Origin of the sequence: Pseudomonas sp. GD04019 (assembly GCF_029837695.1) — a bacterium.
GTDB lineage: Bacteria > Pseudomonadota > Gammaproteobacteria > Pseudomonadales > Pseudomonadaceae > Aquipseudomonas.
In genome coordinates this window covers 238,456-263,042 of record NZ_JAOEEA010000003.1, presented here as the reverse complement: position 1 = coordinate 263,042, position 24,587 = coordinate 238,456, and the positions used below count along the sequence as shown (strand labels likewise).

Below are 24,587 nucleotides of genomic sequence, written 5' to 3'. Positions count from 1 at the left end.
AGGACGAGGCTATTTTTCTTGGGCAAAAAAATATCTAAAAATTTTTCCTGGCGCTCGCCGCCATGCAATTAGTCGCTTTAACCAAGTTAATACTCAAGCAAATAAAGGCTTTTTAATTAGATTGACAAATTGTCAATTCGCGCCCGTCTCGCCAATAACGCTTCCCAGCTCGCCGAAGAGGTATTGTGGTTGTTTGGATGATGGGAAATACTTCTTCCCAAGTTGCCCATGAGTGCTGCGCTTAAGGGCTCTCTCGATGATCAGGTATGAATAGGGTGGTTAGTTGTGAGTATAGATTCTATTGTCTTGGCTAGTACTTTTGTCGGCTTGGTAGGCACCTTCCTGGCATTCGTTGAAATCTGGTGGCCCAATGTCAGCGTCCGCATTGAGCTGTATATTGACTCCGTTATTGAGGTTGCGGAATCTTATAGGGAGGCAAGAAGTTTTCTTATTGAGCAATCTGGAGATCGCGCAATTAAGGTGTGGGATGAAGTTATCAAAGGGCCACGACTGAAGACTTCAGATGAATTTATGGCCGATCTAGTGGCAAGCAAAGAGGGATTTAAAATTCACGGCCTGGCGTATGTAGCAATCATCGCCTACTTCGGTATTCTGATCCCGGCCAAATCTATTGTGCAGGCACTCAATCGCATCGGCAGGGGAAGGGCGGTAGGTGGGGTAGGGATTGTTCTAAACATAGTTGGTCTATGTCTCGGATTGGTCGCGTAATAGCATGCTCAGCTAGCGCGACTGCTTATCGCTGAAGAGCCAGGGCTTTAGCTTTGGCTGTCAGGAACATTAATCGCAGCATCTTTAGGGTTTATACATGAGCTATTTCAACGATTTTGAGCGCTTGTTCATGCGCAGAAGTCTTGAGCTTATTGAAGCGTATAATGGGGACTACGAAACGACATTACTCCTGAATGCCCTTGTGGGGCTCTTGTTCTTTCCGCACGAAAGAATGCGAGATATGATCCCCAGAATCCCCGTCCAGGCTTTAGATGAATGGGGGTTTGACCCAGGCTGTATTGTTAATGCAGGCGAAAACAAGGATATAGACAATATAGACCTGCGAGAATTAGTGCGGCGACTTAGAAATTCCGTCGCCCACTGCACTGTAACTCCCGTGCCGAACGATGATCGTCCCTGCGAAGGATTTTATTTTGTGGATCGAAATGGTTTCGAGGCAGATATACCTGCTGGTCAACTTAAAAGTTTAATGACGCATCTGCTCGCCCACATGCTGGAACAGTAACGTGTAGCGCTAGCCACGCACCCCGATAACCTCCTCCCAGCGCGTCGTGTATCGCTGACTCAGCATCTCCCGACGCATCGCCCAAGCGTGCTTCGCCGGCACCCGACCAATGCGCACAGAGCCCCTACCTTCACGTTGGTTAATCAGGTCGACAACCTTCATCAGTTGTTCTGAGCCAGGGCGAGGTTTGGGCGCAAACAGGTCGGGCGTCAGCACCACCCACCCTCACTGAGTGAGCGTCAGGATTTCGTGGGTGCAGACCATCGATGCAGCGCGGGCAAGGGTTGCCCGTTGAGGTTCATAGGTAGAATTGAAACCAGGGCTATTCACTAGCTAATCTGAATTGGCCAATGGAAGCGGCTGCCATGGTGGAGTCTCACCAGGAGAAAGAGACGCAGGCTGAGATGTCGAAATCTTTAATTTCCCATCACCAAGAATTCTAAGATCTCGCAGCTTCAACTCATCAATCGCACGGCGCGCGAGAAAGCCTTTCTTAGGGTCTAGATAAGCAATTTCACCTAACACGCCCGCTTTCATATTCAGCAGTTCTGCCTCGCTAAAGTCGTGCCTGCTGGCACGCCCCTCTAAAGCGGCATTGATATTTCTTAGTTTTTTATACCGAGAATTAGGGACGCTAACTTCATCATCAAGAAGAACAACGCCGGTGACGTGCTTCGGACAACCCGCCTTGAACAGCCTGGTCTTTCCCGCAGCAACCTCATGACCATAGCGGTGAACTATCCTTTCAACATCCCACAGAAAAGATCCGCTAATGTTATCACCTGAAAACGTCAGATCATCTATGTAGCAGGTAAAAATCAAACCATTCTTACGAGCTAACACATCAAGCTCATCAAATAACCTTTTATTTGCATAAAAAGACATCAGCGGGCTCAAAGGGCTGCCGGTAGGTAAAGAATCGTTGCAGGTGACGAGATCAGAATAAATTCTCGCAATATCACCAGGGCACCGAAGATCGGTCTCAAAGAAATTGAATACCTTTGATTTGTTAGTCGCCACAAAAAAATTTCTGACATCTAGCGTAGCAACACAAGCCCCGCCCACATGCATTGCCGCATTCTTGCGATAGGATGTGCCCGCCAAAGCCGCCTGCATGTAATGAGGAACGGCAACTCGCTTAAGAAGCCTCAACATCCGGTTATGGATATACAGAAGCTCGCCCTTGGGCTTTTGCACAGAACGGGGTTTTCGAGGTTTTTTGGCGGAGAAAGGATCAGGCTTGGGATCTTTCTTGAATTTACTGTATGAACCAATGCTCCCCATAATCAGGGGCAATGGTTTCAACAGGATCGCAGCAAGCCGTGTTCTCGATGATGTATTGAACATTGCGCATTGATGTAGCGCATAGGGCTTATAAGTTTTTTTGCAACTTCCTGCTGGCTTTTGCTTCATTCTTGTTGCCCACCCATTCCATTATATTAATGATTTTGCGAGCAACACTAGACCTAAAACCATCCAAAGGCTTGGTAGAATCTAGGTTTTCAGAAAAAAACAAAATAGACGAAAGGGGAACATCAAATCTTTCGCTGTACTTGTTCAATAGCTCCAGCGACGGCTGCTTTTTACCAGACTCAATTTCCGAGAGATGCGAGTTTGAAACGCTGAGCTCCTCGGCTAACTCGGTTTGTGATAGATCGTGATACGACCTAATCAAGCGAAGCGCTTGGTTTAGCATTTGAAGTCCTCAAACCATACAGTGACAACAGCGGGGGTTAGGACATTCAGAAAAGCTCACGATAAGCGTCTACGATCTTTGGCCAGATCTTATCAATGATCAAAAAAGCCTGAACAATGATTTTCACTAAACCAAAAAAACAACGAAACAAAACACGCTTACGCTTACTTTTCCGCACATCCGAACGCTGCTTGGCGGGTTTTTCAATCTTCATTGTTTGGAGCTCCAGTGGCACCTGAGTGTTATACCCAGGCTCTCGCACGCAACTGGACTGAAGAAGGATCAAGCAGTGTCTGTCCCCCCATCTGAATCACCTGATTCCGTCTCGCACGGAATCAGTATCCCGGCATGTCGCGCTCCCGGCGTCACGGACGGACGGGCGGGCGAACTGCGTGGGGAAGGATTAGAGGCAAGCCTCCACTAGGCCGAAGCCCTCACAACAAGCGAGAATCTCCTTACCGCAGATGAAAAGTACAACCACCTGCGGGCAATGTCAAAAATTAAATTCGCTTAAAGCGAAATTAATTCCCATGGATTTGCACCTCACACTCAGGTCTCCCCTCAGCCAAGCCGTCCAAGCACCGCCGAAAATAATGAATTACGACAGGCAGCTTCTGCCCTCTAGCTGCTCGTACAAAGGCATTTCACGCACCTCGCCCACCCTGGCTCCCGTAAGGTGCATGCCTACACCCCTGCCTTAAATGCAGGTGCACAGGTGTAGCTCGCGGGCGCAATTTCCTCGCTTGGATCAATGGAAATTCCTGCTCCTCACGTCCAACCCATCGAGCAGATCACTGCGGTCTTTCAGGTGCCCCGCGATCAGATGCGTCACCCCAGACTGATCCTCCAGTTTGCCTTTCACCTGGAGCAGCTTCGAGCTCATTAGAGCTGGCCTGTACTGCTCCGCAAGGTCACGCCAGACCACCACGTTGACCATGCCGAACTCATCTTCCAGAGTGACGAAGGTGACCCCAGAGGCGGTCGACGGGCGCTGCCTCCCGGTGACAATGCCGATCACAGTGACGTGCTTTCCGTCCTCTACATCTGCGAGGTCGCGTGAGCTCTTCGCCCGCATCGCCTGGAGGTCTGCACGAAGAAGAGACATGGGATGTGGCCCGAGTGTCGTGCCCGTTCGGGCGTAGTCGGCATGCATGTCCTCAACCACCGTAGGAGCCGGAATCGCCACGGGTTGCTCGTCGACGCTACAGCTAAACAGCGGCAGTGGCTGCTGCACGGCAGCGATCTCCCAGCGCGCCTGATGGCGATTGTTCGCAAGCGTCTTCAATGCATTGGCATCGGCCAGCAGCTCACGGGCCTTGGTATCCAGGTTTGCTCTCAAACACAGGTCGCTCACGTCCTCGAAGGGCCTCTCTGCTCGTGCAACCTTGATCCGCCGCCCTACCTCCTCGGGCAAGCCCCGTATCATTCTGAATCCCAGGCGAATTGCTGGCAGGTGTCGCCCAGCCTCTTCCAGGGTGCAGTCCCAATCGCTCACAGCGACGTCGACCGGACGTACCTCAATGCCGTGCCGGCGCGCATCCTGAAGCACCTGGTCGGGCGAGTAGAAACCCATCGGCCAGCTATTGATGAGCGCGCAAGCATAGGCGGAAGGCTCATGACACTTCAGCCAGCAACTGGCGTAGGTGAGCAAGGCAAAACTGGCCGCGTGTGACTCTGGAAAACCGTAGCTGCCAAAGCCCTTTATCTGCTCGAAGATGCGCTCAGCAAAATCCAGGGTGTAACCACGTTCGAGCATGCCCTCGCGCAGTCGCTTCTGATGAGGCTCCAGACCTCCATGGCGCTTCCAAGCGGCCATGGAGCGGCGGAGCTGATCGGCCTCGCCTGGGGTGTATCCGGCTGCAACGATAGCCAGCCGCATAACCTGCTCCTGGAACAGGGGCACACCCAAGGTGCGTGCGAAGACTTCACGCAGCTCCTCACTGGGATAGGTCACTTCCTCCTCGCCATTACGCCGACGCAGGTAAGGATGAACCATCTGCCCCACAATGGGCCCTGGTCGCACGATGGCTACCTCGATGACCAGGTCATAGAAGGTCTTGGGTTTCAAACGAGGCAACATGGCCATCTGGGCCCGCGACTCGATCTGGAACACGCCCAGGGTGTCGGCCCGACTGATCATCGCGTAGGTCTCTGGATCCTCAGCCGGAATGGTCGCGAGGGTAAGATCACGCCGCTCATAGGAGCGCAGCAGATCCAGGCATCGACGTATCGCGCTGAGCATGCCCAGGGCGAGCACATCCACCTTCATCAGCCCCAAGGCGTCGATGTCGTCCTTGTCCCATTGAATGATCGTCCTGTCCTTCATCGCCGCGTTTTCGACTGGCACCAACGTCGACAACGGATGCTCGGAGATGACGAAGCCACCAGGGTGTTGGGACAGGTGCCGAGGAAAGCCAACGAGCTCGGCAGTGAGCACGAGGATTCGCTTGAGCTCAGGGCTTTCCGGATCGAAGCCGGCCTCCAGCAATCGCTCCGGAGTTGGGATGCGATCACTCCATCGTCCACAGCAATTCGAAAGGGCCGTCAGCTGATCGGGTGGCAGGCCGAGTGCCTTTCCGACATCGCGAATCGCGCCAGCGAAGTGATAGGTGCTTGCGACTGCGGTCAGGGCTGCACGCTCACGCCCGTACCGTTCAAAGATGTACTGGATTACCTCCTCGCGACGCTCATGTTCGAAGTCCACGTCGATATCGGGCGGCTCATTGCGCTCCTTTGAAATAAAGCGGTCGAAAAGCATGCTCATCCGGGTGGGGTCGAGCTCGGTTATGCCCAGGGCGAAGCAGACCGCTGAGTTAGCTGCGGAGCCGCGCCCCTGGCAGAGAATGTCTCTGCTGCGTGCGAAGCGGACGATGTCGTGGACGGTGAGAAAATAGCTCTCGTACTGGAGCTCCTCGATCAGCCCCAGCTCTAATTCAACCTGAGCATGAGCTTTCTCCGAGATGCCATCCGGCCAACGCCAACGGGTGCCCTCATAGGTGAGCTCTCTCAGCCAAGCCGCCGCTGTTTTGCCTTCAGGTACGACCTCGTGCGGATACTCGTAGCGCAGCTGGCTGAGATCAAAGGTACAGCGCTCTGCGATTCGAACTGTCTCCTCTAGAAGCTGCGCCGGGTAGAGGTTGGCCAGGGAGGGGATTGACCTGAGATGCCGCTCGCCATTGGGAAACAAATACTGGCCGGCTTCGGCAACGGCGCAGTGGTTACGGATCGCGGTGATGGTGTCCTGTAGCGCCCGTCTCCCCCTGGCATGCATGTGCACATCGCCTGCGGCAACGAGCGGAATCTCCAGGAATTTGCCCAGGTCGTAGAGCCCTGCGACCTTGGCAGAGTCGTCGGGGCCGCGATGCAGTTCGACGGCAATCCAACAACGACCTGGGAACACTGAAGCGGCCCAACTACCGTGTTCCTCGTTGTTGCTGGCTCTAGGAATCCAAAGCGCGAGCATGCCCTCTGTTGAGCCTGAGAAATCCGCTTGGTGAAGTTCGTAGGCACCCTTTGCTGAGCGCCTGCGCCCCTGGGTAATTAGGGCGCAGATCCGCTGGTAGCCGACAAGGTTGGAAGCCAGGAGAACGAGATGAATGCCCTCGACTAGCCTCACCTCAGTACCAGTGATCAGAGTAACCCCGCTGGACTTGGAGGCCTGCCAGGCGCGAACGATTCCAGCGAGCGAACACTCATCTGTAATAGCCAGCGCCCGATAGCCGAGACGGCGGGCCTTGAGGAAAAGCTCCTCTGCGCTTGATGCGCCTCGCTGGAAGCTGAAGTTACTGAGGCAGTGGAGCTCCGCATACTGAGGTGGCTGGTCGAGGTCATTCATGATTGATAACGAATACTGTATGAGTATACAGTCTTGGTCTTCCCCCCTAGCCCGGTCAACGACGAGCCGACAGGAGGCGTAGGAGATGTGCGGACGACTTGCTCAGATCCGAGCAGAGCAGAAATACCTCGCCTCTCTGATGCTTCAAGGGCAGCTACTCCTGTCGCCTTCAGCAGAGCCGATCAACCGGTACAACGTGGCTCCCCACTCACGAGTAGGCCTGCTGCGTCAGGTGAGCCAGGGAAGGTATCTATGGGCGCCAGAGAGATGGAGGTGGCTGCCGGCGTGGGTAGAGAAGCCCGTGCGCAACGACTTCAATGCAACCCGAGAGAAAGTCGCCAGCAGTCCCTTCTACCGACAGGTATGGCCCCATCGTGCGCTGCTGTGTGTAGACGGCTGGTATGAGTGGTGCCCCGTAGAAGGCCAGAAGACAAAGCAGCCGTACTACATCCGTCGTCAGGACAGCGAGCCGCTTTTCCTTCCTGCTGTTGGGCAGTTTTCAGAGCCCGACCAGGAGCCCAAACCAGATGACGGGTTTCGCATCATCACCGCTGATTCCGAGGGCGGGATGCTCGACGTGCATGACCGCCGTCCGGTGGTGTTCGATGCCAAAAGCGCGAGAGCGTGGATCTCAGATATCAGCCTCGAAGATGCTGGCCACATGCTCTATAAACAGGCCCTGCCGGTAGAGGAGTTTCACTGGTATGCCGTGGGGCCTGAAGTGGGCAATTACCGCAATGAGGGAGCGGGTTTAATAGAACCGGCGTCACCCTCCAACTGAGCCCTGGGCAGAGCTCACTCATGAGAACCAGCCATGCAACATCAGCTGTCCACTGCCTACCGTGCGGAAAGCCCAGCCTTGTTGACCAAGGCGGGTTTCCACCACGTAGTAGTCGCGGCGCACATCACCACCATCCCACCAGCCAGACTCAATGCGCTCAGGGCCGGAGAGAATGCGCAGCCCTGACTCGGATAATGGCTCTGGCTTAACCAGCAGCCAGCCGGGGCGCGGCGCACACGCAGGCAGAGGAATCCTGATCTCATCTTGCGTCCAGCTCCGCTCAGGGCGGTGATCTGCTCGATGGCTAAGGCCATACACAGCGTCGTCCCCCAAGCGTGCCCGAAGACGCTCTCGTAGCTGCTCCCATGGTTGCGACTGCTGCGGTCTCTCGTCGAAAAGCTGCTGATGCTGCGGAACAAAAGGCGGGAGATCACGCGCGACCAATCGCACCGCCAGCACAGGTGCGGGGAGCTGTTGATGCTCCAGGCGACCACGGCTGAACTCGAAGAGCCTTGAGGCATCCCGCTCGGCACTGAGCAGCCCCACGATCACCAAGCTATCGGCTTGATTGCGGTGCTCCAGGTGCAGAGTGAAACGCTGCACACCACTGTCCCTACCTGCCAGGTAAGCAGCTAGGTCTGCCGTCAAACGGCGTAGCGGAAACAGCAGAGCCTGGTGCGATTCAACCTCGAAGTTCAGCTCAAGGCGCGTGTCGAAAACATCAGGTGGCGAGTAGAACTCCAAGGCAAGCGGACGGTGGCCAAACACCGTATCAAGGTGCAGCAATACCTCGGCAGAAAAGCGCTTTGCCAAGCTCTCGCGAGGCAGGGTGAGCACTTGCTGCAACTGGCGCAATCCCATCCGGCTGAAGGCCGTCGAAGCTGCTTCAGGCAGGCCAAGGCGCGCCACCGGCAGAGGAAGGAGTGCCTTGCGGAGTTCTTCTTCATCGAACACCGCCAGGCCGTCGCGGGCATTCGCGAGTACTCGGGCGGCGGCGGGGTTAGGCGCAGCAGTGATTCGATGCTGGAAGCCCAGGGTCGTGAGCTCATCGCGTAGACGTGCTTCGAATACTGGCCAGGGGCCGAACAGCCCGAGGCTGGAGTGGACTTCAAGCAGCAGACAGCGTGGATAGCGCAGGCTGACTTGGGCGCTAAAACCATAGGCCCAGGCCGCCAGAAAACACTGCCAGCGATCAACTGCTGCCTGGTCGTAGTCGGCAGTGGCAAAGTCGTTCGACAGCGCTTGAGCAGCCGTCAGGGACTGCCCAGGCCTTAAGCCAAGTGCCCTGGCTGCCGGATTGACCGCCTGCAAGATACGACGCTGCGCGGGGCCGGTAAGCAAAGCGAGTGGAGCCAGGCTGTCGGCGCGGTGGCGAAGCACACCGTCCATAGCCAGCTGCGGTAACAGGATGCAGGCCCAGAGCATGATCGGCTCAATGCCAGGTGGCCGCGATGGGCCGCGCCGAAGGCAGACCACCACGGCACTTGAGTATCCGCAGCTGGGCAGGCTTCGAATCGATGGCCACCCGCAGGGCCGCAGGCGAAGCGTTCACGGCCTCCTCCTTGGGGCGGTAGGCAAAGGCCAGTGTCTGCCCCGTCTCTGCGGCTACCTGTAGTCGGCGCAATGCCCGATCATCGGCCTTGTGAGGCCAAGACAATACGGCGCCACAGCTACCTGAGCGCAGACATTGCTCGGTTGCCCATAAGGCATTACGGCTTTCTGCCTGGACGATGCTCAGATGGCGCAGATCGATGCCCGCGCTGATCCAGGCCTGGGGAAATGGCAGATGAGGCGGGCTGATCAGCACCACGCGCTCCCCCGCCGAGGTGAGGCGAGCCAAGGTAGGCCACAGCAATCGCAGCTCACCGATCCCCTTGGTGGCGACCAGGATCTCGCTCAGTGCAGCCGTTGGCCATCCGCCACCGGGAAGTGCTGCATCCAGGTCGCGGTGACCAGTTGATGGACAGCTCGTTGATGGTGATGGGCCTGCCTGACCACGCCAGACGCGGCGAGCATCGAGCAGGCGGTCGAGGGAAACCACTGAAGACATGCTGGCGAACCAAAATACTGTATATGAATACAGTATTTAGTTTGGCCCGATATCGGTCAAGCAAGGCCGACGAGTGTCTCGACTCACTTCCTCACGTAGCTTTTCTTGCCCGAGGGAGTTAGGCAGTAAACACCGCCGCGTGGGCCGGTACAGAACGTACTGGCTCCACACATGCACTCGCCGCTGTTGTCGAGGAGCTGCTGCGGCGCGGCAGCTGGAGCCCGCCCCATCCCCATGTAGGCTGAGCAGCTCTTCTTCGAGCCGCTGATCGAGCCGTCATTGCACAGGAAGAGGTCTCCATCGCAGCCGGCTATGCCGCCCTTTCTGCCCGAGCACGGTGTGTTGGTCGCAGCGGCTTCGAACGAAGCCAGGCTGAACATAGCTGCCACGACCACGCTCAGGCTGAGAGCTAATTTGCGTAGCGGTGAGGGGACTGCATTCATCGTGGCCTACAGAGGATCGCCGACTAGCACCGCCCGACCTGTATCGCCCTCGCACCCGGAGGGTGGAGACCAGCTCAAGGCAGCAGTTTTGTCAGGCATGTGGATGACCAGACGGCGCTCCAAGCAACCCCCCATAGCGTGCACTGCTACGGCTTCTAGTTTGGTCTCATCCCAGGTGCTCACCTTGTAGCTGAAGGCCTGCGCTTCGAGGTCTTCACCCTCGTCGTGATGCAGGATCGAGGCTACCGCTTCGTGGCAGGTGTTGGAGCTGCGATTGCAGCGGATTTCAACGGCGTTCGTTCCGGGCGCCTGGTAGCCCTCGACAGTTTTCCAACCTCCCCAAATGACGAGTTCGTTTTGCTCTTCTTTGAAGATCAGCGGCGGGATTGTGGTGTTTTCGATAGGCGCAGGCTTCGTGAGCCAGAGCGCGACGTATGCCGCGCAGAGAGCTGAAGCGAGTGCGATCAGGAGCATGTTGACGTAGCGCATGTAGAGTCCTTTCTATGGGCAGCCATCCTGGCTGCGCTCAACATTAGAGCACCTTGAGGGATTGGGCCAATCAAAGGCAACTTACTGCCCAAATCTGTTACCGATTCTATCCTTGCAGTACGCTAGAAACTAAAGACTGAAGACCAGTTCATCTAACTGGGTTCATCTCCCTAGCATATATCCAAGCAACGACACCGCCAGTACAATGGCCAAAGGCCACTCCCGATATGGCCCCACAAGAAATTTTGACTAAGACAAGAAGAAGCGATAATGGAAGATCTTGAAAGTACGACCGAAGGAGCAGGTAGTCCTAAATCGATTATTGTCCTCAAACGGATCAAGCCACGCAAAAGAAAATCAAAGCTTGCAGCTCTAACTATCGAAGCCAGTAACTCTCTTCAGTCTATTGAAGATGCAATTGTTATCTCGGACACTCGTTCCTCGCGTGCAAAACGCTGGAGTGCTCTTGACTCCATTACCGTAAGAAAATTCAAGGCCGCCAAGCAAGCGTGCATACCGCTGAGTAATGTAACCATACTGGTAGGCCCGAATGGATGCGGTAAGTCTTCGGTGCTTCAGGCTATCCACTGGGCAGCCCGAGCCGCCAGCTACATCCTTCCTAAAAACACCAAAGAAATGATTTCATTTGAGCGACTTGATTACATTCCATCAAGCGATCCGCTCTCAACCCTGCACAATGGACAACTTAAGCCCGCAACAAACTCTACGCCAATTGAGGTGGTTTTTAATCATGCACCCTCTGGCGAAGATCAACTTCAGACTGTTGTAAAGCTAAGAGCAGCAAGAAACAAGGCTGGAATAACAGCCCATATCGATGGCGGGAATGCCGTCACCCCCTACAAACAAAGATTTCAGTTCATCACTACGTATATACCAGGACTGGCTGGCCTCTCGGAAAGAGAGACAATACTTGCGCAACCTTCGTTGCGAAGGCAAGCGGCAAGCGGAGATGCAGGAGGCGTTCTGCGCAACATCCTCCTAAACCTGAAAGCCAAGAGAGCAGATGACGCGAGCAATCTAGCAGGAGAGCAGCGCATAAAAGCGCTGAATTTACTTATTCAAAAGGTTCATCCAACCGTGTCTGTCGATGTCTCATTCAATGACAGGGAGGATTATCATATTTCTGCCACAGTCCAAATAGACGGACAAATAAGACCGTTGGAAACAGCGGCAACCGGCATCCTCCAGACAGTTCAAATATTCGCGTACCTTCTTTTCTTCGAACCAAAGATCATGCTTATAGATGAGCCAGACGCTCATCTTCATCCGAACCGGCAAGAACTACTCATTAGCGCATTAGAGCAAGCAGCCAATAAACATAACACTCAAATAATTCTGTCTACGCATAGCCCCCATGTGGTTAGAGCTGCAAGCCCTACAACCAAGCTAGTTTGGATGGCTGATGGAGAGGTCAAAACCGATGACGACGACGCTATACGACGACTTTTGGGGTGGGGCGGCCTAGATAAATCCATCCTCTTTTTCATAGAGGACGAGGATGACAAGCCATTACGTGAAATTTTAAAGCAGTGGCCTGAACTGTACCGTCAGCTTTCACTGTGCAGATGCTTTGGAATCGAAAACCTTCCTAAAGACAAACTTCTCTCGGGCTTGCTTGTAGACGGGAAAATTGACTTGGCAGCTGTAATCCATCGCGACGGTGACTTTATGACGCCCCAAGAAGCGACCAAGTGGACTGAGATGTTTACCACCGAAGGCGTGTTCCCATGGACAACAGCCGGGTCAGATATTGAGGGCTACTTCTGTTCAGCTGATTATTTGGCAGTCCTCTATAATATCTCCCTAGAGGAAGCTGAGGAATGGCGAAATATCGCCGCCAAAGCTGTACATAAGGCACGGGATAATTTTTTCACTAAACGCTCAGTTATCAACAGACTGATCTGGCCTGACGGCGGATCGCCGGCCTCGGTGGATCTGTGGACTCAACAGATGGGGCCAAGCCCGGCCACCGTGAAAGGCAAGAAACTTCTGGGCCAAATTAAGGTTATTGCGGTCAAGAAGGGCCACAGCGACGAACCTTTGAACTCTTTTTCAATCCCGGATGGCTTCACAGTTGCGCCCGAATTAAAAGAAATACTACAGAAGGCTGTTTCAAGCATCCGCCCTCAGAAAGACCCTGCTACCGCGTAACCTTCAAAAGAAACTAAATACTCAGAGCTAAGCAACAGATAGCTAAACTCGGAACGGGAATAATGGAGATTGAAAGAAAGTTTTCGCTGAAAATCAAACTTTACCTGATCAACAGAATCATCGAAGAGACAGCTGCCGAAAGGTTGAATAAGTATAATTACACCTCCAGACTGCGGCCTGACAGCAAAGCAATAATCGGCGCTGAACTCATTGAAGAGCCGAGGACGCACTATGAGCAGGAAATATCTGCGGCTTTCAGCGCGAGGTGCAGAATTGCTTTTGAGCTTACACAAACCCTTAAGCTGATTCAGAACGAGACCATTCGAGCGTTTGCTCCCTCTAACATCCCTGGAGGTGGTGATGCCATATGGATTAGTCGCTGCGTAACAACCAAAGCTGGGCGCATTTATCGCAGGATGCCCAAGTTCATTCAAGGACTTGCACTTTCGCTTACGCTGCTCTCACAAAAATTCTCAAATGTACTTTCACGATACAAATGGCTAACTGGCTTGATTAGCTTCACTGTTCTGTCCGCAAAAGTTTGGCATTCAGGTCTCATTGATAAAGTCTGGATCGGCATCAGTGCTGTAACCGGGCTCGCAGTAGTCTTCCTTCTGTCTCTGTGGCGCTAACAGGATTCTTGAGCGCCCCTCGACCAACACACAATTGCCCCCCCTGAGCATGCTCGTGGAGCGCCAAAGCCGCAAACAACAACTTGAAGCGTCGATTCTCCAAAAGTGTTTTTGCCAGTACATCTAAGTACCCGTGACTCTATTGAGCTTATGAAGTCCGTGCAGGTGCTGGCAGGTCAGGAACCCCGCCAGTTTCGAGATACTGACGAAGTACTCATCGCGCTCGCCATCAATGATCAGGGCTACCCGCCTGGCACTGATGAAGTCCCCATCAAAACTCATCGAGTAGGTGTCGATCTGATGCTTCTGGCCGGGCTGAATCACTGAGCCGGAAGCGATACCGTCATCGAAAGCGCTGCCAGCGGTTCGGTACTCGTCGACACCATCATCCGTGCTCGCGAAAGCATAGGAAGACCGCCGCAGATAGGTGCATGGAGCATCGGTTCGATTTACTAACCAGATCGGCTGCTTGTCCGAGCACCAGTCGAAGTAAGGGATAGCCAAGTACAGACCGGGAGAAACCTCCCGCTCGTACGCACTCAAGTTAGCCTGAGCCAGTACTTCGGCGATCTCTCTGCGACGCTGTGAGAGTGTGTCGAAAACATCTGAGTCTTCGGCAGGGCGACAGCCCGCAAAAGCGTTGAAGGCGTCGCATGCAGTGTCCAAACGAGCATATCGGGCAAGCTCTGTGCCGTACTGATCAGCGACCTGGGGATGACACCTCTCCGCCAGCGAAGCCGTCAAGCTCATCACCTGGTCGTAAACTGGCCGCCGCATCAGGACACCAACCAGGGATCGATGACCAGGCCAAATGACTCATCACTAGCAGGCGGCTGCTCGCAGAAGAGATGCATAGTCCGGCGCTCCTGCCGCAAGTAACTCAAAGTGCGCAGAAAACAGCCTTGGCAGAGGTGTACCTGGAAGCGCTCGCTTCGTCCGGAGGCAGCGCTCGGGAAGCTCCCTTGCAACGTTCCGCACTCTCCCTCTTCACAAGGGTCTCCGCACACAGAGCAGCGGATTTCATGAATTGCGTGGCGTGGCTCATTCATCGTGTCCACCCTGCTTTTGACGTTAGTGCTTGAAGGCTTCGAGTTGCGGTTTTGTGGTCAAAAAAGGCTGGCCACCGTTTCCAGGGTGGCTCGCTTGCGTACGCCGTTGCCCATCAAGAGATAGCAAGAGTTGAGCGTCGCGAAGATGAAGCCTTCCTTCCATTTATACAGAGGGCTTGTGCGCACGAAATCACCGACATCAAACCGGCGAGAGCTGTCGAAAATGACCGTGCGGGCAAAGATGATCGCGGGCTTACGTTGGGTTCTAGCTAGCTCGGCGCCTTGCTCGGCGGTAACTTCCAAGTCGATCCATGTCCAGTCCCGGACGATGCAGTACTCGAACCAGGGGAAGCGCTTAAGCGTAATCCGCACGGCTTCTTCATCGGACATCTCCAGGCCTTGCATTGGAGTGCCTTCGCCGTAGAGCAGTTGAGTTAGGTCTGTTAGCGCAGTCATGATCACTCCGCGTAAAAGCGTCGGGCTGGGCGTTCAGCTGAGTAGATCCGCACGTGCCAGTCGAGATTTTCCTGCCGCGCCGGCAGCTGTGTGGGCCCGCCGAATCGGAACACGCCGTACTTTGTTTTGAGCCGATAGAACACATCTCCCTTCTTCGTTTTTCCCTCCGAGAGGTCGTAAACCTCAGCTACGCCGAGGCCGGCGTTGTCGGGAAAGTCGGAGACGAAGATGGCTTGAAATGAGCGCACAAAAAGCCCCTCGCCAGGAGATAAAAGTGTCTGTTTGACGCGCTCAATGTCGTTCGTTGCGAGGGTTCTGACCACTGTCTGCTCGTCTGAGCTGGCGATAGTGAGGTGCATCCAGGTCTCGCTGCCCTCTAAGGAGAGGTTCCAGCTTCCAGGTGCGTTGGAGCTGAACAGGAATTCCGCTTTGCCCTTGTCGGCTGTCATGGTTGTGTTTCGCAATTTCTGAAAACGAACAGTATACGGTGTAGCTGTATACAGTTCAAAAGCAGATAAAACTCAATTTCCACCATTCGAAATTGAGCTATGAATCTTAAGGAGGGGCTGGGTGTAGCCCTACGAGCCATCCGGAAGCACAAAGGGCTGAGCCAGGAAGACTTCTCTGACGTCAGTGGCCGGACATACATGAGTGCGCTGGAGCGGGGGATCTACAGTCCGACCGTCGACAAGCTCGATGAGCTGACTTCGGTCATGGAGGTTCACCCCGTTACGCTGCTGGTCGCTGCTTATATGAAAGCTGATCCAGGGTTGAGCGCTGAAGAGCTTTTGGTACGGGTACTGCTAGAGCTTGAAGAGGCTGGACTTTCGAAAAACATGGATCGGAAGACAAAGGCGTGAGATTGAATGGTGCTTCGTTCTATCTCTTGTGCTGAGCTATCTCTGTGAGGAAAAACTGCCTGAAGCCTTCAAAGCCCAGCGAGTGAACCTCGCCTGTGGTCTCTATCAGGTGCTCTTCCTCAATGGGTGTGGACAGCTCGCTGCCCAATATGCGCATGTGGATACGAAGCCTGCCCGGAGCTTGCGGGACGACCGCGAGGATTTCAGAGCGGCCTTGCTCTCCAGGTAGGAGGGAGCCCAGGCGGATGTTGCTAACCGGGGTTGGGCCGCTTCGATCTACCTCCAGGCTCAGATCTGCCTTGGCTACGCCGTGATGCCTAGATGAGATGTCGGTAAGGCTCCAGGTGGTCTTGGGCTCTTTGGGTAAAGCACGACCCGCGAGCATTCGAAACGGCTGGGAGTCGAGGGCTTCGACCGTGACTTCAAGCTTGGCGTTGGACAGCTGCACGTTGGATCGATTGGTCAGCACGAATCGCATCGCAATGAGTGCTTCCGTTATGCATGTGTACTCACCGTACTCCCGCCAGTAGTCACGGTTGTCGCGCACCATGCCGTCCTCGAAAGAGATGTCGAATGGGCCGAGCTTGCGGACTCTCTCGAAGTTCGGAAAATCCTCAGTGAACCGCAGGTAGGTGTGAGCGAAGCTATTGGGGAGCTGTTCGTTTCCCGGAGTCTGCACGGCCAGCTCAACTCGTAGATCACCTCGGCGACTATCCTCGTTCGCCATCACGGCGATTTCGGGCGGCTCTGCTTCATCAGTGCTGCTACCTCGGCGGACGTACACCACATTGCTCTTGAGTTTGCCGTAGGCGGTTGCGATGTAGAACGGACGTTTCTGCTTCGGGATACTGATGACGCCCACGGTCTTGCCTTCGTACAGGTGCTCTTCGTAGCGGAAGGTCAACTTCGGCTTTACCTTGCTGTTCACGAATTGCTGGATCCGTGAGTCATCGATGCTGTCCTGGATACCGACGACTGCGGCAGGGTGGGGGCGTTGATCTTTGAATCCCAAAAGTATGTAGCCAGTGCCATCGCGCCAGGAGTTGGCTATCGCGAGAATGTCCTTGAGCAGCTCTGACTTGTCGGCCTCGGTTCCGTTATTGAAACGATATTGGGCAGATTTGAAGTCGATATCAGTGCTTTCGCTCTTATAGCGCAGCATGTTGAGCAACTCGATCATCTAGGCATCAACCCTTTGGCTATTGTCCTGTGCTGGTATAGCTGAGCTAAGTCAATAGCAGCTATTTTGCGTCATTTTCATCCCAGAAATGTAGAATTCTTTTCTCGCGAAGATTCTCCTTAACCTCAGCTACCGCCTTTTGCATATTAGGCGAGCCGTGGGTTTCAAAGTAATCAAAAATCTTCTTTCTATATTGGCTGTGGATGTGGCGTCTAGCCAGTACTACCTGTTGAAGCGCAAAATTCGCCCGTATGAGTGGTAGCATTTCCTGCCATGAGACTAAATGCTGGGAATACTCATGTGTTACATCAGCCCAAGCTTCCTGGCAGTCAAATTCCTTATCGAAGTCAGCGGGCAGAATTTTGCTTGCCTTTTTTCCATTAAATATGCGGATCCCTGCATGTTTGTAAGCTTTGACGGCAAACTCAGAGCAGAAAGAGGACACTTTGTTTCCACCCATCATAATCGCACGATTATATTTTTGCCTCTGAAAGTACAGGGCGCTCTTCTGTAGCTCCTCTTCCTGGGCTTCCGTCAAGCCTCTAAGGCGCATTACTCGCCAGTCCGGTTGGCATGACTTAAGTTCATCTATCATCTCAGCAAGGTGCACCCCCTTGCCGCCGATAGAGTGAACAATAGCGTTTTCTGCGTAGATTACTGCGACATGACTAGACTTTGCTTTCAAGTAAAAAGGTTTTTGCGCGTAGACAATAGCTTTTGAATGAGCAGCCAAGCCTGTAACCAGCAAAATATCACCAGGTCTCACCGATGTGCTCCTTCGGGTAATTTTTAGTGCTTTAGTTATTATGCCCGAATAGCTTTCTTTCAATCCACGCGTCTAAGTCGTTCCGGTCTACTTTTCCTAGCATGTATTGATCGCGCTGAACTCGTTGCAAGGCTCCAGAGGTCAGGAAGCTAGAAGTGACAATGATTCCTTTGCTGGCCTTGTGTTCGTTTCTAACGTCCGCCAGTTCCCGGATTGTTTCGATTCCGATCTTTCTGCCGGATTTATATTTTTTGGCTTGCCAAAGAGCTTTGAATAAACCGTGTTCGCCAAGGTCTTTGACGGCAACAATATCTACCCCATTATCTTTAGAGCCACGCATAAGCTCAACTTCAAATCCGTCAGACTGGAGTAGTTCATAGATAATGATTTCAAATTGACGCCAGTTTAAATCGTCTAGGCTTTTTGTTTTGGCATGTAAGGCCGGCAACAAATTTAGACTGGGGGATAATTTGGCAATATGTAGTTTTGTGTCGGGTAGAATTAGCTCGCCAGAGGTGAGGTAGAACTCCCGTTCGATGCGAAATGTCCAATCAATAGTGCTTCCAATCAGTGGTGTGCTCGAAATGAAAAGGCACTGATTGGTATCATTTTCATCTAATAGCTGGTCGACAAAATTGATCGCTGCGGTTTGGCTCCTGTGTAAGTCATCAACGATGATTAGTAGTCCGCCTGTGGAGGCGAGCTCCATTAGGCGATCTAAATTATCATTATTGGGTAGGTCTCTGTACGAAAGAGCTATTCCATCCTTAACTGAGGTGCTGTCGGCCAGGCGGAGGTCAATTTGATTGTTCATTGCCGTCTCTGCCCACATTTCAAGGCGCACTCGCATGTCTGAAAGAACTACCAGCTTTTTGCTTTTGCCTTGCTCAAGCCTTTTTTGTGCGGCGTGAATTGCAGCTAGAGTTTTTCCAGTGCCATAAGCCGCAACCAAAGTATTTCTTTGTCGGTCTGTTGCCACAAACTCGCTAATGAACTGTTGCTGCCATTGGCTTGGTTGAAAGTCGAAATTTTTCAACTGCGATCCTTATAGAAATATTGGTTCAAAGCTCAGCCAAGCTGAAAATCCGCACCTGATTGATTCCGGATTTTGACAAAGCTGAATCTGACAATTTCGTAGGCTGCTGTGGACATGAAAATTGTATAGAAATTAGTACCTAAGCCTATCTTTGACAGTCAGTGCTTGAAAGCAAAACGAATCGCTCATCGAGGAACAGCACACCCTGATGGGCCAAGGTAATTTCCCCGGGTTGCGGGCGACTACCGCCACCCACCAGTGCCGGTCCGGAAGCAGAGTGGTGCGGCTGCCTGAAGGGGCGCTGGGGCCAGGCCGCCAGCGGCTCCAGGCTGGCCACCGAATGGATGGCGGCCACTTCCAGTGCCTCTTCTTCGGACAGTGGTGGCAGCAGGCCGGGCAGGCGGCTGGCGAGCAGGGTCTTGCCAGTACCCGGAGGGCCTGAGAAAAGCAGGTTGTGGCTACCACTGGCGGCGATCAGCAGGGCGCGTTTGGCCGCCTGCTGGCCCTGCACTTCGGCCAGGTCCGGATAGGCTGGCGTCTCGCGCAGCAGGCCGTTGGCCTGGTGCGGTGCCAGTGGCGTATGGCCGTTGAGGTGCGCGGCGATCTGCAGCAGGTGATCGACGGCCAGCACTTTCAGGCCGGAAGCCAGGCAGGCTTCCTCGGCATTGGCGCTGGGCACCACCAGGGTGCGTCCGGCGGCGCGGGCAGCCAGGGCCGCCGGCAGCACACCCTGGACCGGACGTAACTCACCGGATAGCGCCAGTTCGCCGAGGCATTCCAGCTCGGCCAGTCTGTCGACCGGCACCTGGCCGCTGGCGGCCAGTACGCCGAGGGCGATGGCCAGGTCGAAGCGGCCACCGTCCTTGGGCAGGTCGGCGGGGGCGAGATTGAGCGTGATCCTGCGCGCGGGGAATTCGAAGCCGGAGTTCTGAATCGCGCTGCGCACGCGATCCTTGCTTTCCTTGACCGCGGCCTCGGGCAGGCCGACCAGGGCCATGCTCGGCAGGCCGTTGGCCAGGTGCGCCTCGACGGTAACCGGCGGGGCTTCGACGCCTACCTGGGCGCGGCTGTGGACGATGGCCAGGGACATGGATCACTCCTTGATCGCATGCCCGCCGATGGACTTACTCGGCGGGTGGTTTCTGTTGGGCTTCCAGCTCCGCCAGCTTGGCTTCCAGAGCTTCCAGGCGGGCGCGAGTGCGGGCCAGCACGGCCATCTGGCTGTCGAACTCTTCGCGGCTGACCAGATCCAGCTTGCCGAAGGCGCTCTGCAGTAGGGCCTTGAACTGCGCCTCGAACTCGCTACGCGGCAATGGATTCTCACCGCTGAACAGGCGCGAGGCGTGGCTGGCGAGGGTATCGAGAATGGCTTTGGGCGGCAGCATGGGCGGTTTATTCCGTGAGCAAACGGCTGGCAGTGTAGCACGCGGCCCGCGCCGGCCAGGGCGGGGCAGCGAGTGCACGGTTTTTGATCATGGCAGGGAGCTGCCGCGCACCAATGCTGTGCAATGACCTGCCGGTCAATCTGCGCGGATCACCGCGGAGAGGGCCTAACTGCATGAAAAAGTGGCCTTTTGGCATAGCTGGCAAGCTTTCTGCTTAACACCCCATGACGCGTGCACCGATGCAGTACCGGTGTGCAGGATGAAGCGGGGGAGTGCTTCACCGGATGCGGTTGGTGGGCATCGAATCGGCTGGCAACAGGGCGGGCGATGCGTTTCAAAAGCCAGACACTGCGCTTAGACTTGAGCCGGGTTCGTTTTCCTGGGGCGAGTCCATCAAAACGGGAGAAAGTTTCATGAAGCTAGTCACTGCCATCATCAAGCCGTTCAAGCTGGACGACGTGCGCGAGTCGCTGTCGGAGATCGGCGTGCAGGGCATCACCGTGACCGAAGTCAAAGGCTTCGGGCGGCAGAAGGGCCACACCGAGCTGTATCGCGGCGCGGAATACGTGGTCGATTTCCTGCCCAAGGTGAAGATCGACGTGGCCATCGCCGACGACCAGCTGGACCGGGTCATCGAGGCGATCACCAAGGCGGCCAACACCGGCAAGATCGGTGACGGCAAGATCTTCGTCGTCAATCTGGAACAGGCCATCCGCATCCGTACCGGCGAAACCGGCACCGACGCAGTTTAAGCCTCAGAACCCAACACGCCCCAGGAGAAAAACACATGACTCTGCGTAAGATCGCAGGGCTAGGAGCCCTTTTGTCCCTCGTAACCCCTGGCCTGGCCATGGCTGACGAGGTCGTACTCAACTCCGGCGACACCGCCTGGATGCTGACCGCCACCGCTCTGGTGCTGTTCATGACCATCCCGGGCCTGGCGCTGTTCTATAGCGGCATGGTCCGCTCCAAGAACGTTCTCTCGGTGATGATGCAGTGCTTCGCCATCACCGGCCTGATCAGCATCCTCTGGGTGGTCTACGGCTACAGCCTGGCCTTCGACACCACCGGCATGGAGAAGGGCGTCACCAACCTGAACTCCTTCGTCGGCGGCCTGAACAAGGCGTTCCTCAGTGGCCTGACCCCTGACAGCCTGATCGCGGCCTTCCCGGAAAGCGTGTTCATCGTCTTCCAGATGACCTTCGCTATCATCACTCCGGCCCTGATCGTCGGCGCCTTCGCCGAGCGCATGAAGTTCTCCGCGATGCTGATCTTCATGGCCGTCTGGTTCACCCTGGTCTACGCCCCGATGTGCCACATGGTCTGGTCCGGCGACGGCGCCTTCCTGTGGGACGAAGGCGTCCTCGACTTCGCCGGTGGCACCGTGGTGCACATCAACGCCGGTATCGCTGGTCTGGTGGCCTGCCTGGTGCTGGGCAAGCGTAAAGGCTACCCGACCACCCCGATGGCTCCGCACAACCTGGGCTATACCCTGATCGGCGCCGCCATGCTGTGGATCGGCTGGTTCGGCTTCAACGCCGGTTCCGCCGTCGCCGCCAACGGCACCGCCGGTATGGCCATGCTGGTCACCCAGATCGCCACCGCCGCCGCTGCTCTGGGCTGGATGTTCGCCGAGTGGGTCACCCACGGTAAGCCGAGCGCCCTGGGCATCGCTTCCGGTGTAGTCGCCGGTCTGGTCGCCATCACCCCGGCCGCCGGTACCGCCGGCCCGATGGGCGCCCTGGTCATCGGTCTGTCCGCTGGCGTGATCTGCTTCTTCTGCGCCACCAGCCTGAAGCGCAAGCTGGGCTACGACGACTCCCTGGACGCCTTCGGCGTACACGGCATCGGCGGCATCGTCGGCGCCATCCTGACCGGCGTGTTCGCTGCTCCGGCCCTGGGTGGCTTCGGCAGCGTGGAAGACATCGGCGGCCAGGTCTGGATCCAGATCGTCGGCGTGCTGGTCACCGTGGTCTACACCGGCATCGTCACCTTCGTGATCCTCAAGGTGCTGGACCTGGTGATGGGCCTGCGCGTCAACGAAGAGTCCGAGACCGTTGGCCTCGACCTCTCCGAGCACAACGAGCGCGGCTACAACCTGTAAGCCCTGCAGCAACACCAAACGCCCGGTTCGCCGGGCGTTTTTCATTGCGCGCCAACGGCGGCGCGGCTCTGTGCAACCGGTACAACGGAGTACTAGATGGAAAGCACGGCTCTGATTCCCCTGCAGTATGCGCTGGACACCTTCTATCTTCTGATCTGCGGCGCCCTGGTGATGTGGATGGCGGCGGGCTTCGCCATGCTCGAATCCGGCCTGGTACGGGCCAAGAACACCGCCGAGATCCTCACCAAGAACATCGTCCTCTACGCCCTGGCCTGCGTGATGTACCTGCTGGTCGGCTACTACCTGATGTACGGCGGCGCCGCGGGCGGCGTGCTGCCGCATTTCGGCTTTCTGATCGGCGACGAGCACGCGGTGGAACTGGTCGTGGCGGGCGGTGAGAACGCGCCGGGCTACGCCAAGCGCGCCGACTTCTTCTTCCAGGTGGTGTTCACCGCCACCTGCATGTCCATCGTCTCCGGCGCCGTGGCCGAGCGCATGAAGCTGTGGGCGTTCCTCGCCTTCGCCGTGGTCATGTGCGGCCTGATCTACCCGATCGAGGGCTACTGGACCTGGGGCGGCGGCTTCCTCAAGCAGCTCGGCTTCAAGGACTTCGCCGGCTCCGGCATCGTCCACCTGGCGGGCGCCTCGGCCGCACTGGCCGGGGTCATTCTGCTCGGCGCACGCAAGGGCAAGTACGGCAGCCAAGGGCAGATCAACGCCATCCCCGGCGCCAACCTGCCGCTGGCTACCCTCGGCACGCTGATCCTGTGGTTCGGCTGGTTCGGCTTCAATGGTGGCTCGCAGCTCAGCGTCAGCAGCATCGAGGATGCCAACGTGGTGGCCGCGGTGTTCGTCAACACCAATCTGGCCGCCGCCGGTGGCCTGCTGGCGGCGCTGGTGGTGGCGCGGGTGCTGTTCGGCAAGGCCGACCTGACCATGATCCTCAACGGCGCGCTGGCCGGTCTGGTGTCGATCACCGCCGAGCCGGCCACGCCGAGCGCGGTGCAGGCGGCGTTGATCGGCGCGGTGGGCGGCGTGCTGGTGGTGTTCAGCATCCTCATGCTGGAGCGCCTGCGCATCGATGATCCGGTGGGCGCCATCTCGGTGCATGGCACCAGCGGCATCTGGGGCCTGCTGGTGGTGCCGCTGACCAACAGCGCCGCCAGCCTCAGCGTGCAGATGCTCGGCGCGGCCTGCATCTTCGCCTGGGTGTTCGTCGCCAGCCTGCTGGTGTGGGGCCTGATCAAACTGATCATGGGCCTGCGCGTCAGCGAGGAGGACGAATACGAGGGCGTCGACATCGCCGAATGCGGCATGGAGGCCTATCCGGAGTTCACCCGCAAGTGACGCCAGCCGGTGGTCAGACCAGGGGCGCTGCGGCGCCCTTCGTTTTGTCTGCTGCGAGCCCATCGACGGATTGGAAATTTCCCGCGCCGCCAGGTGAAAAGGCCGCGGACAGGCTCTAAAATGCGCCGCCATTAGATGCTGCAGGTGCTGGCAAATGTGGCAACAACGGCTGATCAGTTTGCGTGCCCGGGCGCGCGGTTTTCATCTGGTGAGCGACGAGCTCCTGCAGGCATTGCCGGAGCTGGCCGATTACCGGGTGGGGCTTTTGCACATGTGGCTGCAGCACACGTCCGCCTCGCTGACCATCAACGAGAATGCCGATGGTGCGGTGCGACGTGACTTCGAGCGCTTCTTCAACCGTCTTGTGCCCCAGGGTGCGCAAGGCTACGAGCACGACTACGAAGGGCCGGACGATCTGCCGGCGCATTTCAAGTCCAGCCTGCTGGGCTGTCAACTGAGTCTGCCAGTCAGCGAAGGTCGATTGAACCTCGGCACCTGGCAAGGCATCTATCTCGGCGAGCACCGCGACCATGGCGGCTCCCGCCGGGTGCTGGCGACCCTGCAAGGCGAGCTGCGCGAAGGCGCGACCCGCCGATAAAATTTTTCCAGCGGCATTTTTGCAATGCGTGCCGCTGGGCTATAAGTAACCTGCTCTGCGCAAGTCATGAGGTAGAACATGAGCGACGAAGAACTGGAACAGGACGACCTGGAAGGCGCCGACGAGGACGAGGGCGATGAGCTGGAAGCGGCCGACGCCGGCGATGACGGCGACGACGGCAGTGAAGCCGCCGAGTCCGGCAGCAAGCCCGGCAAGAAGGCCAAGGCTGCCGAGGAAATCGAGGAACTGCCCAGCGTAGAAGCCAAGCAGAAGGAGCGCGACGCTCTGGCCAAGGCCATGGAAGAGTTCCTCGCGCGTGGCGGTGCGGTGCAGGAGATCGAGCCCAACGTGGTGGCCGACCCGCCCAAGAAGCCGGACAGCAAGTACGGCAGCCGTCCCATCTGAGGACTGCCGCCGGCATGAAAAAGCCCGCCAATTCGGCGGGCTTTTTCA

At 56.2% G+C, this 24,587-nt stretch carries 27 protein-coding genes and 1 pseudogene; 11 read left to right on the top strand and 17 right to left on the bottom strand.

All coding sequences use genetic code 11. The annotated features are described in order from the left end of the window. Positions 1-285: 285 nt before the first annotated feature. Both N7607_RS06475 and N7607_RS06470 read left to right on the top strand, forming a co-directional pair. A complete protein-coding gene (locus tag N7607_RS06475) occupies positions 286-729 on the top strand; it encodes a hypothetical protein (protein WP_279864675.1) in 444 nt (147 codons plus the stop codon). 97 nt (positions 730-826) lie between these two features. After that, on the top strand, positions 827-1,255 hold the full coding sequence (locus N7607_RS06470) for a HEPN family nuclease (protein ID WP_279864676.1): 429 nt from the start codon (positions 827-829) through the stop codon (positions 1,253-1,255). A gap of 9 nt (positions 1,256-1,264) precedes the next feature. Here N7607_RS06470 and N7607_RS06465 read toward each other — a convergent pair whose 3' ends face one another. The 5 genes from N7607_RS06465 to N7607_RS06445 form a co-directional block, all read right to left on the bottom strand. Continuing rightward, a complete protein-coding gene (locus N7607_RS06465) occupies positions 1,265-1,417 on the bottom strand; it encodes a DUF4113 domain-containing protein (RefSeq protein WP_279864858.1) in 153 nt (50 codons plus the stop codon). A 171-nt stretch (positions 1,418-1,588) separates the two neighbouring features. Continuing rightward, positions 1,589-2,668: a reverse transcriptase family protein gene (locus tag N7607_RS06460; protein WP_279864677.1), complete on the bottom strand. Its 1,080-nt coding sequence runs from the start codon at positions 2,666-2,668 to the stop codon at positions 1,589-1,591. Next, on the bottom strand, positions 2,628-2,951 hold the full coding sequence (locus N7607_RS06455; protein WP_279864678.1) for a helix-turn-helix transcriptional regulator: 324 nt from the start codon (positions 2,949-2,951) through the stop codon (positions 2,628-2,630). The genes N7607_RS06460 and N7607_RS06455 overlap by 41 nt, the downstream gene beginning before the upstream one ends. A gap of 46 nt (positions 2,952-2,997) precedes the next feature. Next, the gene (locus N7607_RS06450; RefSeq protein WP_279864679.1) at positions 2,998-3,165 is read right to left on the bottom strand and encodes a hypothetical protein; all 168 of its coding nucleotides are present in this window, start codon (positions 3,163-3,165) and stop codon (positions 2,998-3,000) included. Positions 3,166-3,699: 534 nt separating this feature from the next. Continuing rightward, positions 3,700-6,786, bottom strand: a complete 3,087-nt coding sequence (locus N7607_RS06445) for an error-prone DNA polymerase (protein ID WP_279864680.1) — start codon at positions 6,784-6,786, stop codon at positions 3,700-3,702. An 85-nt stretch (positions 6,787-6,871) separates the two neighbouring features. Between N7607_RS06445 and N7607_RS06440 the strand changes: the two genes are divergently transcribed. Next, entirely contained in the window at positions 6,872-7,567 is a 696-nt protein-coding gene (locus N7607_RS06440; RefSeq protein WP_279864681.1) for an SOS response-associated peptidase family protein, read from the top strand. Between the two features lie 18 nt (positions 7,568-7,585). Here N7607_RS06440 and N7607_RS06435 read toward each other — a convergent pair whose 3' ends face one another. The 4 genes from N7607_RS06435 to N7607_RS06420 form a co-directional block, all read right to left on the bottom strand. Continuing rightward, complete coding sequence (locus tag N7607_RS06435; protein WP_279864682.1) at positions 7,586-8,992, bottom strand: DNA polymerase Y family protein; 1,407 nt, start codon at positions 8,990-8,992, stop codon at positions 7,586-7,588. Between the two features lie 7 nt (positions 8,993-8,999). Continuing rightward, complete coding sequence (gene imuA / locus N7607_RS06430; RefSeq protein WP_279864684.1) at positions 9,000-9,617, bottom strand: translesion DNA synthesis-associated protein ImuA; 618 nt, start codon at positions 9,615-9,617, stop codon at positions 9,000-9,002. 83 nt (positions 9,618-9,700) lie between these two features. Then, positions 9,701-9,997, bottom strand: coding sequence for a hypothetical protein (locus N7607_RS06425; RefSeq protein ID WP_279864859.1), 297 nt, complete (start codon positions 9,995-9,997; stop codon positions 9,701-9,703). A gap of 69 nt (positions 9,998-10,066) precedes the next feature. Further along, positions 10,067-10,549 carry a hypothetical protein gene (locus N7607_RS06420; protein WP_279864685.1) on the bottom strand — a complete coding sequence of 161 codons (483 nt, stop codon included), beginning with the start codon at positions 10,547-10,549 and terminating at the stop codon, positions 10,067-10,069. Between the two features lie 270 nt (positions 10,550-10,819). On the opposite strand from N7607_RS06420, the gene N7607_RS06415 reads away from it, so the two are divergent. Both N7607_RS06415 and N7607_RS06410 read left to right on the top strand, forming a co-directional pair. Continuing rightward, positions 10,820-12,721, top strand: coding sequence for an AAA family ATPase (locus tag N7607_RS06415; RefSeq protein ID WP_279864686.1), 1,902 nt, complete (start codon positions 10,820-10,822; stop codon positions 12,719-12,721). A gap of 62 nt (positions 12,722-12,783) precedes the next feature. After that, complete coding sequence (locus N7607_RS06410) at positions 12,784-13,353, top strand: hypothetical protein (protein ID WP_279864687.1); 570 nt, start codon at positions 12,784-12,786, stop codon at positions 13,351-13,353. 123 nt (positions 13,354-13,476) lie between these two features. On the opposite strand, the gene N7607_RS06405 is transcribed toward N7607_RS06410, so the two are convergent. The 3 genes from N7607_RS06405 to N7607_RS06395 form a co-directional block, all read right to left on the bottom strand. Further along, the gene (locus N7607_RS06405; protein WP_279864688.1) at positions 13,477-14,103 is read right to left on the bottom strand and encodes a hypothetical protein; all 627 of its coding nucleotides are present in this window, start codon (positions 14,101-14,103) and stop codon (positions 13,477-13,479) included. Positions 14,104-14,459: 356 nt separating this feature from the next. Continuing rightward, entirely contained in the window at positions 14,460-14,858 is a 399-nt protein-coding gene (locus N7607_RS06400; RefSeq protein ID WP_279864689.1) for a hypothetical protein, read from the bottom strand. A 2-nt stretch (positions 14,859-14,860) separates the two neighbouring features. Then, positions 14,861-15,307 carry a hypothetical protein gene (locus tag N7607_RS06395; RefSeq protein WP_279864690.1) on the bottom strand — a complete coding sequence of 149 codons (447 nt, stop codon included), beginning with the start codon at positions 15,305-15,307 and terminating at the stop codon, positions 14,861-14,863. A gap of 99 nt (positions 15,308-15,406) precedes the next feature. Between N7607_RS06395 and N7607_RS06390 the strand changes: the two genes are divergently transcribed. Then, on the top strand, positions 15,407-15,718 hold the full coding sequence (locus N7607_RS06390) for a helix-turn-helix transcriptional regulator (protein WP_279864692.1): 312 nt from the start codon (positions 15,407-15,409) through the stop codon (positions 15,716-15,718). Positions 15,719-15,737: 19 nt separating this feature from the next. On the opposite strand, the gene N7607_RS06385 is transcribed toward N7607_RS06390, so the two are convergent. From N7607_RS06385 to N7607_RS06365, 5 genes and pseudogenes are all read right to left on the bottom strand, one after another. Then, a complete protein-coding gene (locus tag N7607_RS06385; protein ID WP_279864693.1) occupies positions 15,738-16,898 on the bottom strand; it encodes an ATP-binding protein in 1,161 nt (386 codons plus the stop codon). 61 nt (positions 16,899-16,959) lie between these two features. After that, positions 16,960-17,664 carry a YiiX/YebB-like N1pC/P60 family cysteine hydrolase gene (locus tag N7607_RS06380; protein WP_279864695.1) on the bottom strand — a complete coding sequence of 235 codons (705 nt, stop codon included), beginning with the start codon at positions 17,662-17,664 and terminating at the stop codon, positions 16,960-16,962. Between the two features lie 31 nt (positions 17,665-17,695). Next, positions 17,696-18,700, bottom strand: a complete 1,005-nt coding sequence (locus N7607_RS06375) for a restriction endonuclease (protein ID WP_279864696.1) — start codon at positions 18,698-18,700, stop codon at positions 17,696-17,698. Between the two features lie 187 nt (positions 18,701-18,887). Next, positions 18,888-19,790: pseudogene (locus N7607_RS06370) on the bottom strand (YifB family Mg chelatase-like AAA ATPase); the annotation flags it as partial. 34 nt (positions 19,791-19,824) lie between these two features. Continuing rightward, positions 19,825-20,085, bottom strand: a complete 261-nt coding sequence (locus N7607_RS06365; RefSeq protein WP_279864697.1) for an accessory factor UbiK family protein — start codon at positions 20,083-20,085, stop codon at positions 19,825-19,827. A 413-nt stretch (positions 20,086-20,498) separates the two neighbouring features. On the opposite strand from N7607_RS06365, the gene glnK reads away from it, so the two are divergent. The 5 genes from glnK (at position 20,499) to sutA (ending at position 24,539) form a co-directional block, all read left to right on the top strand. Then, entirely contained in the window at positions 20,499-20,837 is a 339-nt protein-coding gene (gene glnK / locus N7607_RS06360) for a P-II family nitrogen regulator (protein ID WP_021700071.1), read from the top strand. A 35-nt stretch (positions 20,838-20,872) separates the two neighbouring features. Beyond that, positions 20,873-22,189, top strand: coding sequence for an ammonium transporter (locus N7607_RS06355; protein WP_192399830.1), 1,317 nt, complete (start codon positions 20,873-20,875; stop codon positions 22,187-22,189). Between the two features lie 96 nt (positions 22,190-22,285). Continuing rightward, positions 22,286-23,536, top strand: coding sequence for an ammonium transporter (locus N7607_RS06350; RefSeq protein WP_279864698.1), 1,251 nt, complete (start codon positions 22,286-22,288; stop codon positions 23,534-23,536). Positions 23,537-23,690: 154 nt separating this feature from the next. Beyond that, positions 23,691-24,134 (top strand): secondary thiamine-phosphate synthase enzyme YjbQ, encoded by a 444-nt coding sequence (locus tag N7607_RS06345; protein ID WP_279864699.1) that lies wholly within the window; start codon positions 23,691-23,693, stop codon positions 24,132-24,134. Between the two features lie 78 nt (positions 24,135-24,212). Then, on the top strand, positions 24,213-24,539 hold the full coding sequence (gene sutA / locus N7607_RS06340) for a transcriptional regulator SutA (protein ID WP_279864700.1): 327 nt from the start codon (positions 24,213-24,215) through the stop codon (positions 24,537-24,539). The last annotated feature ends 48 nt before the right edge of the window (positions 24,540-24,587 follow it).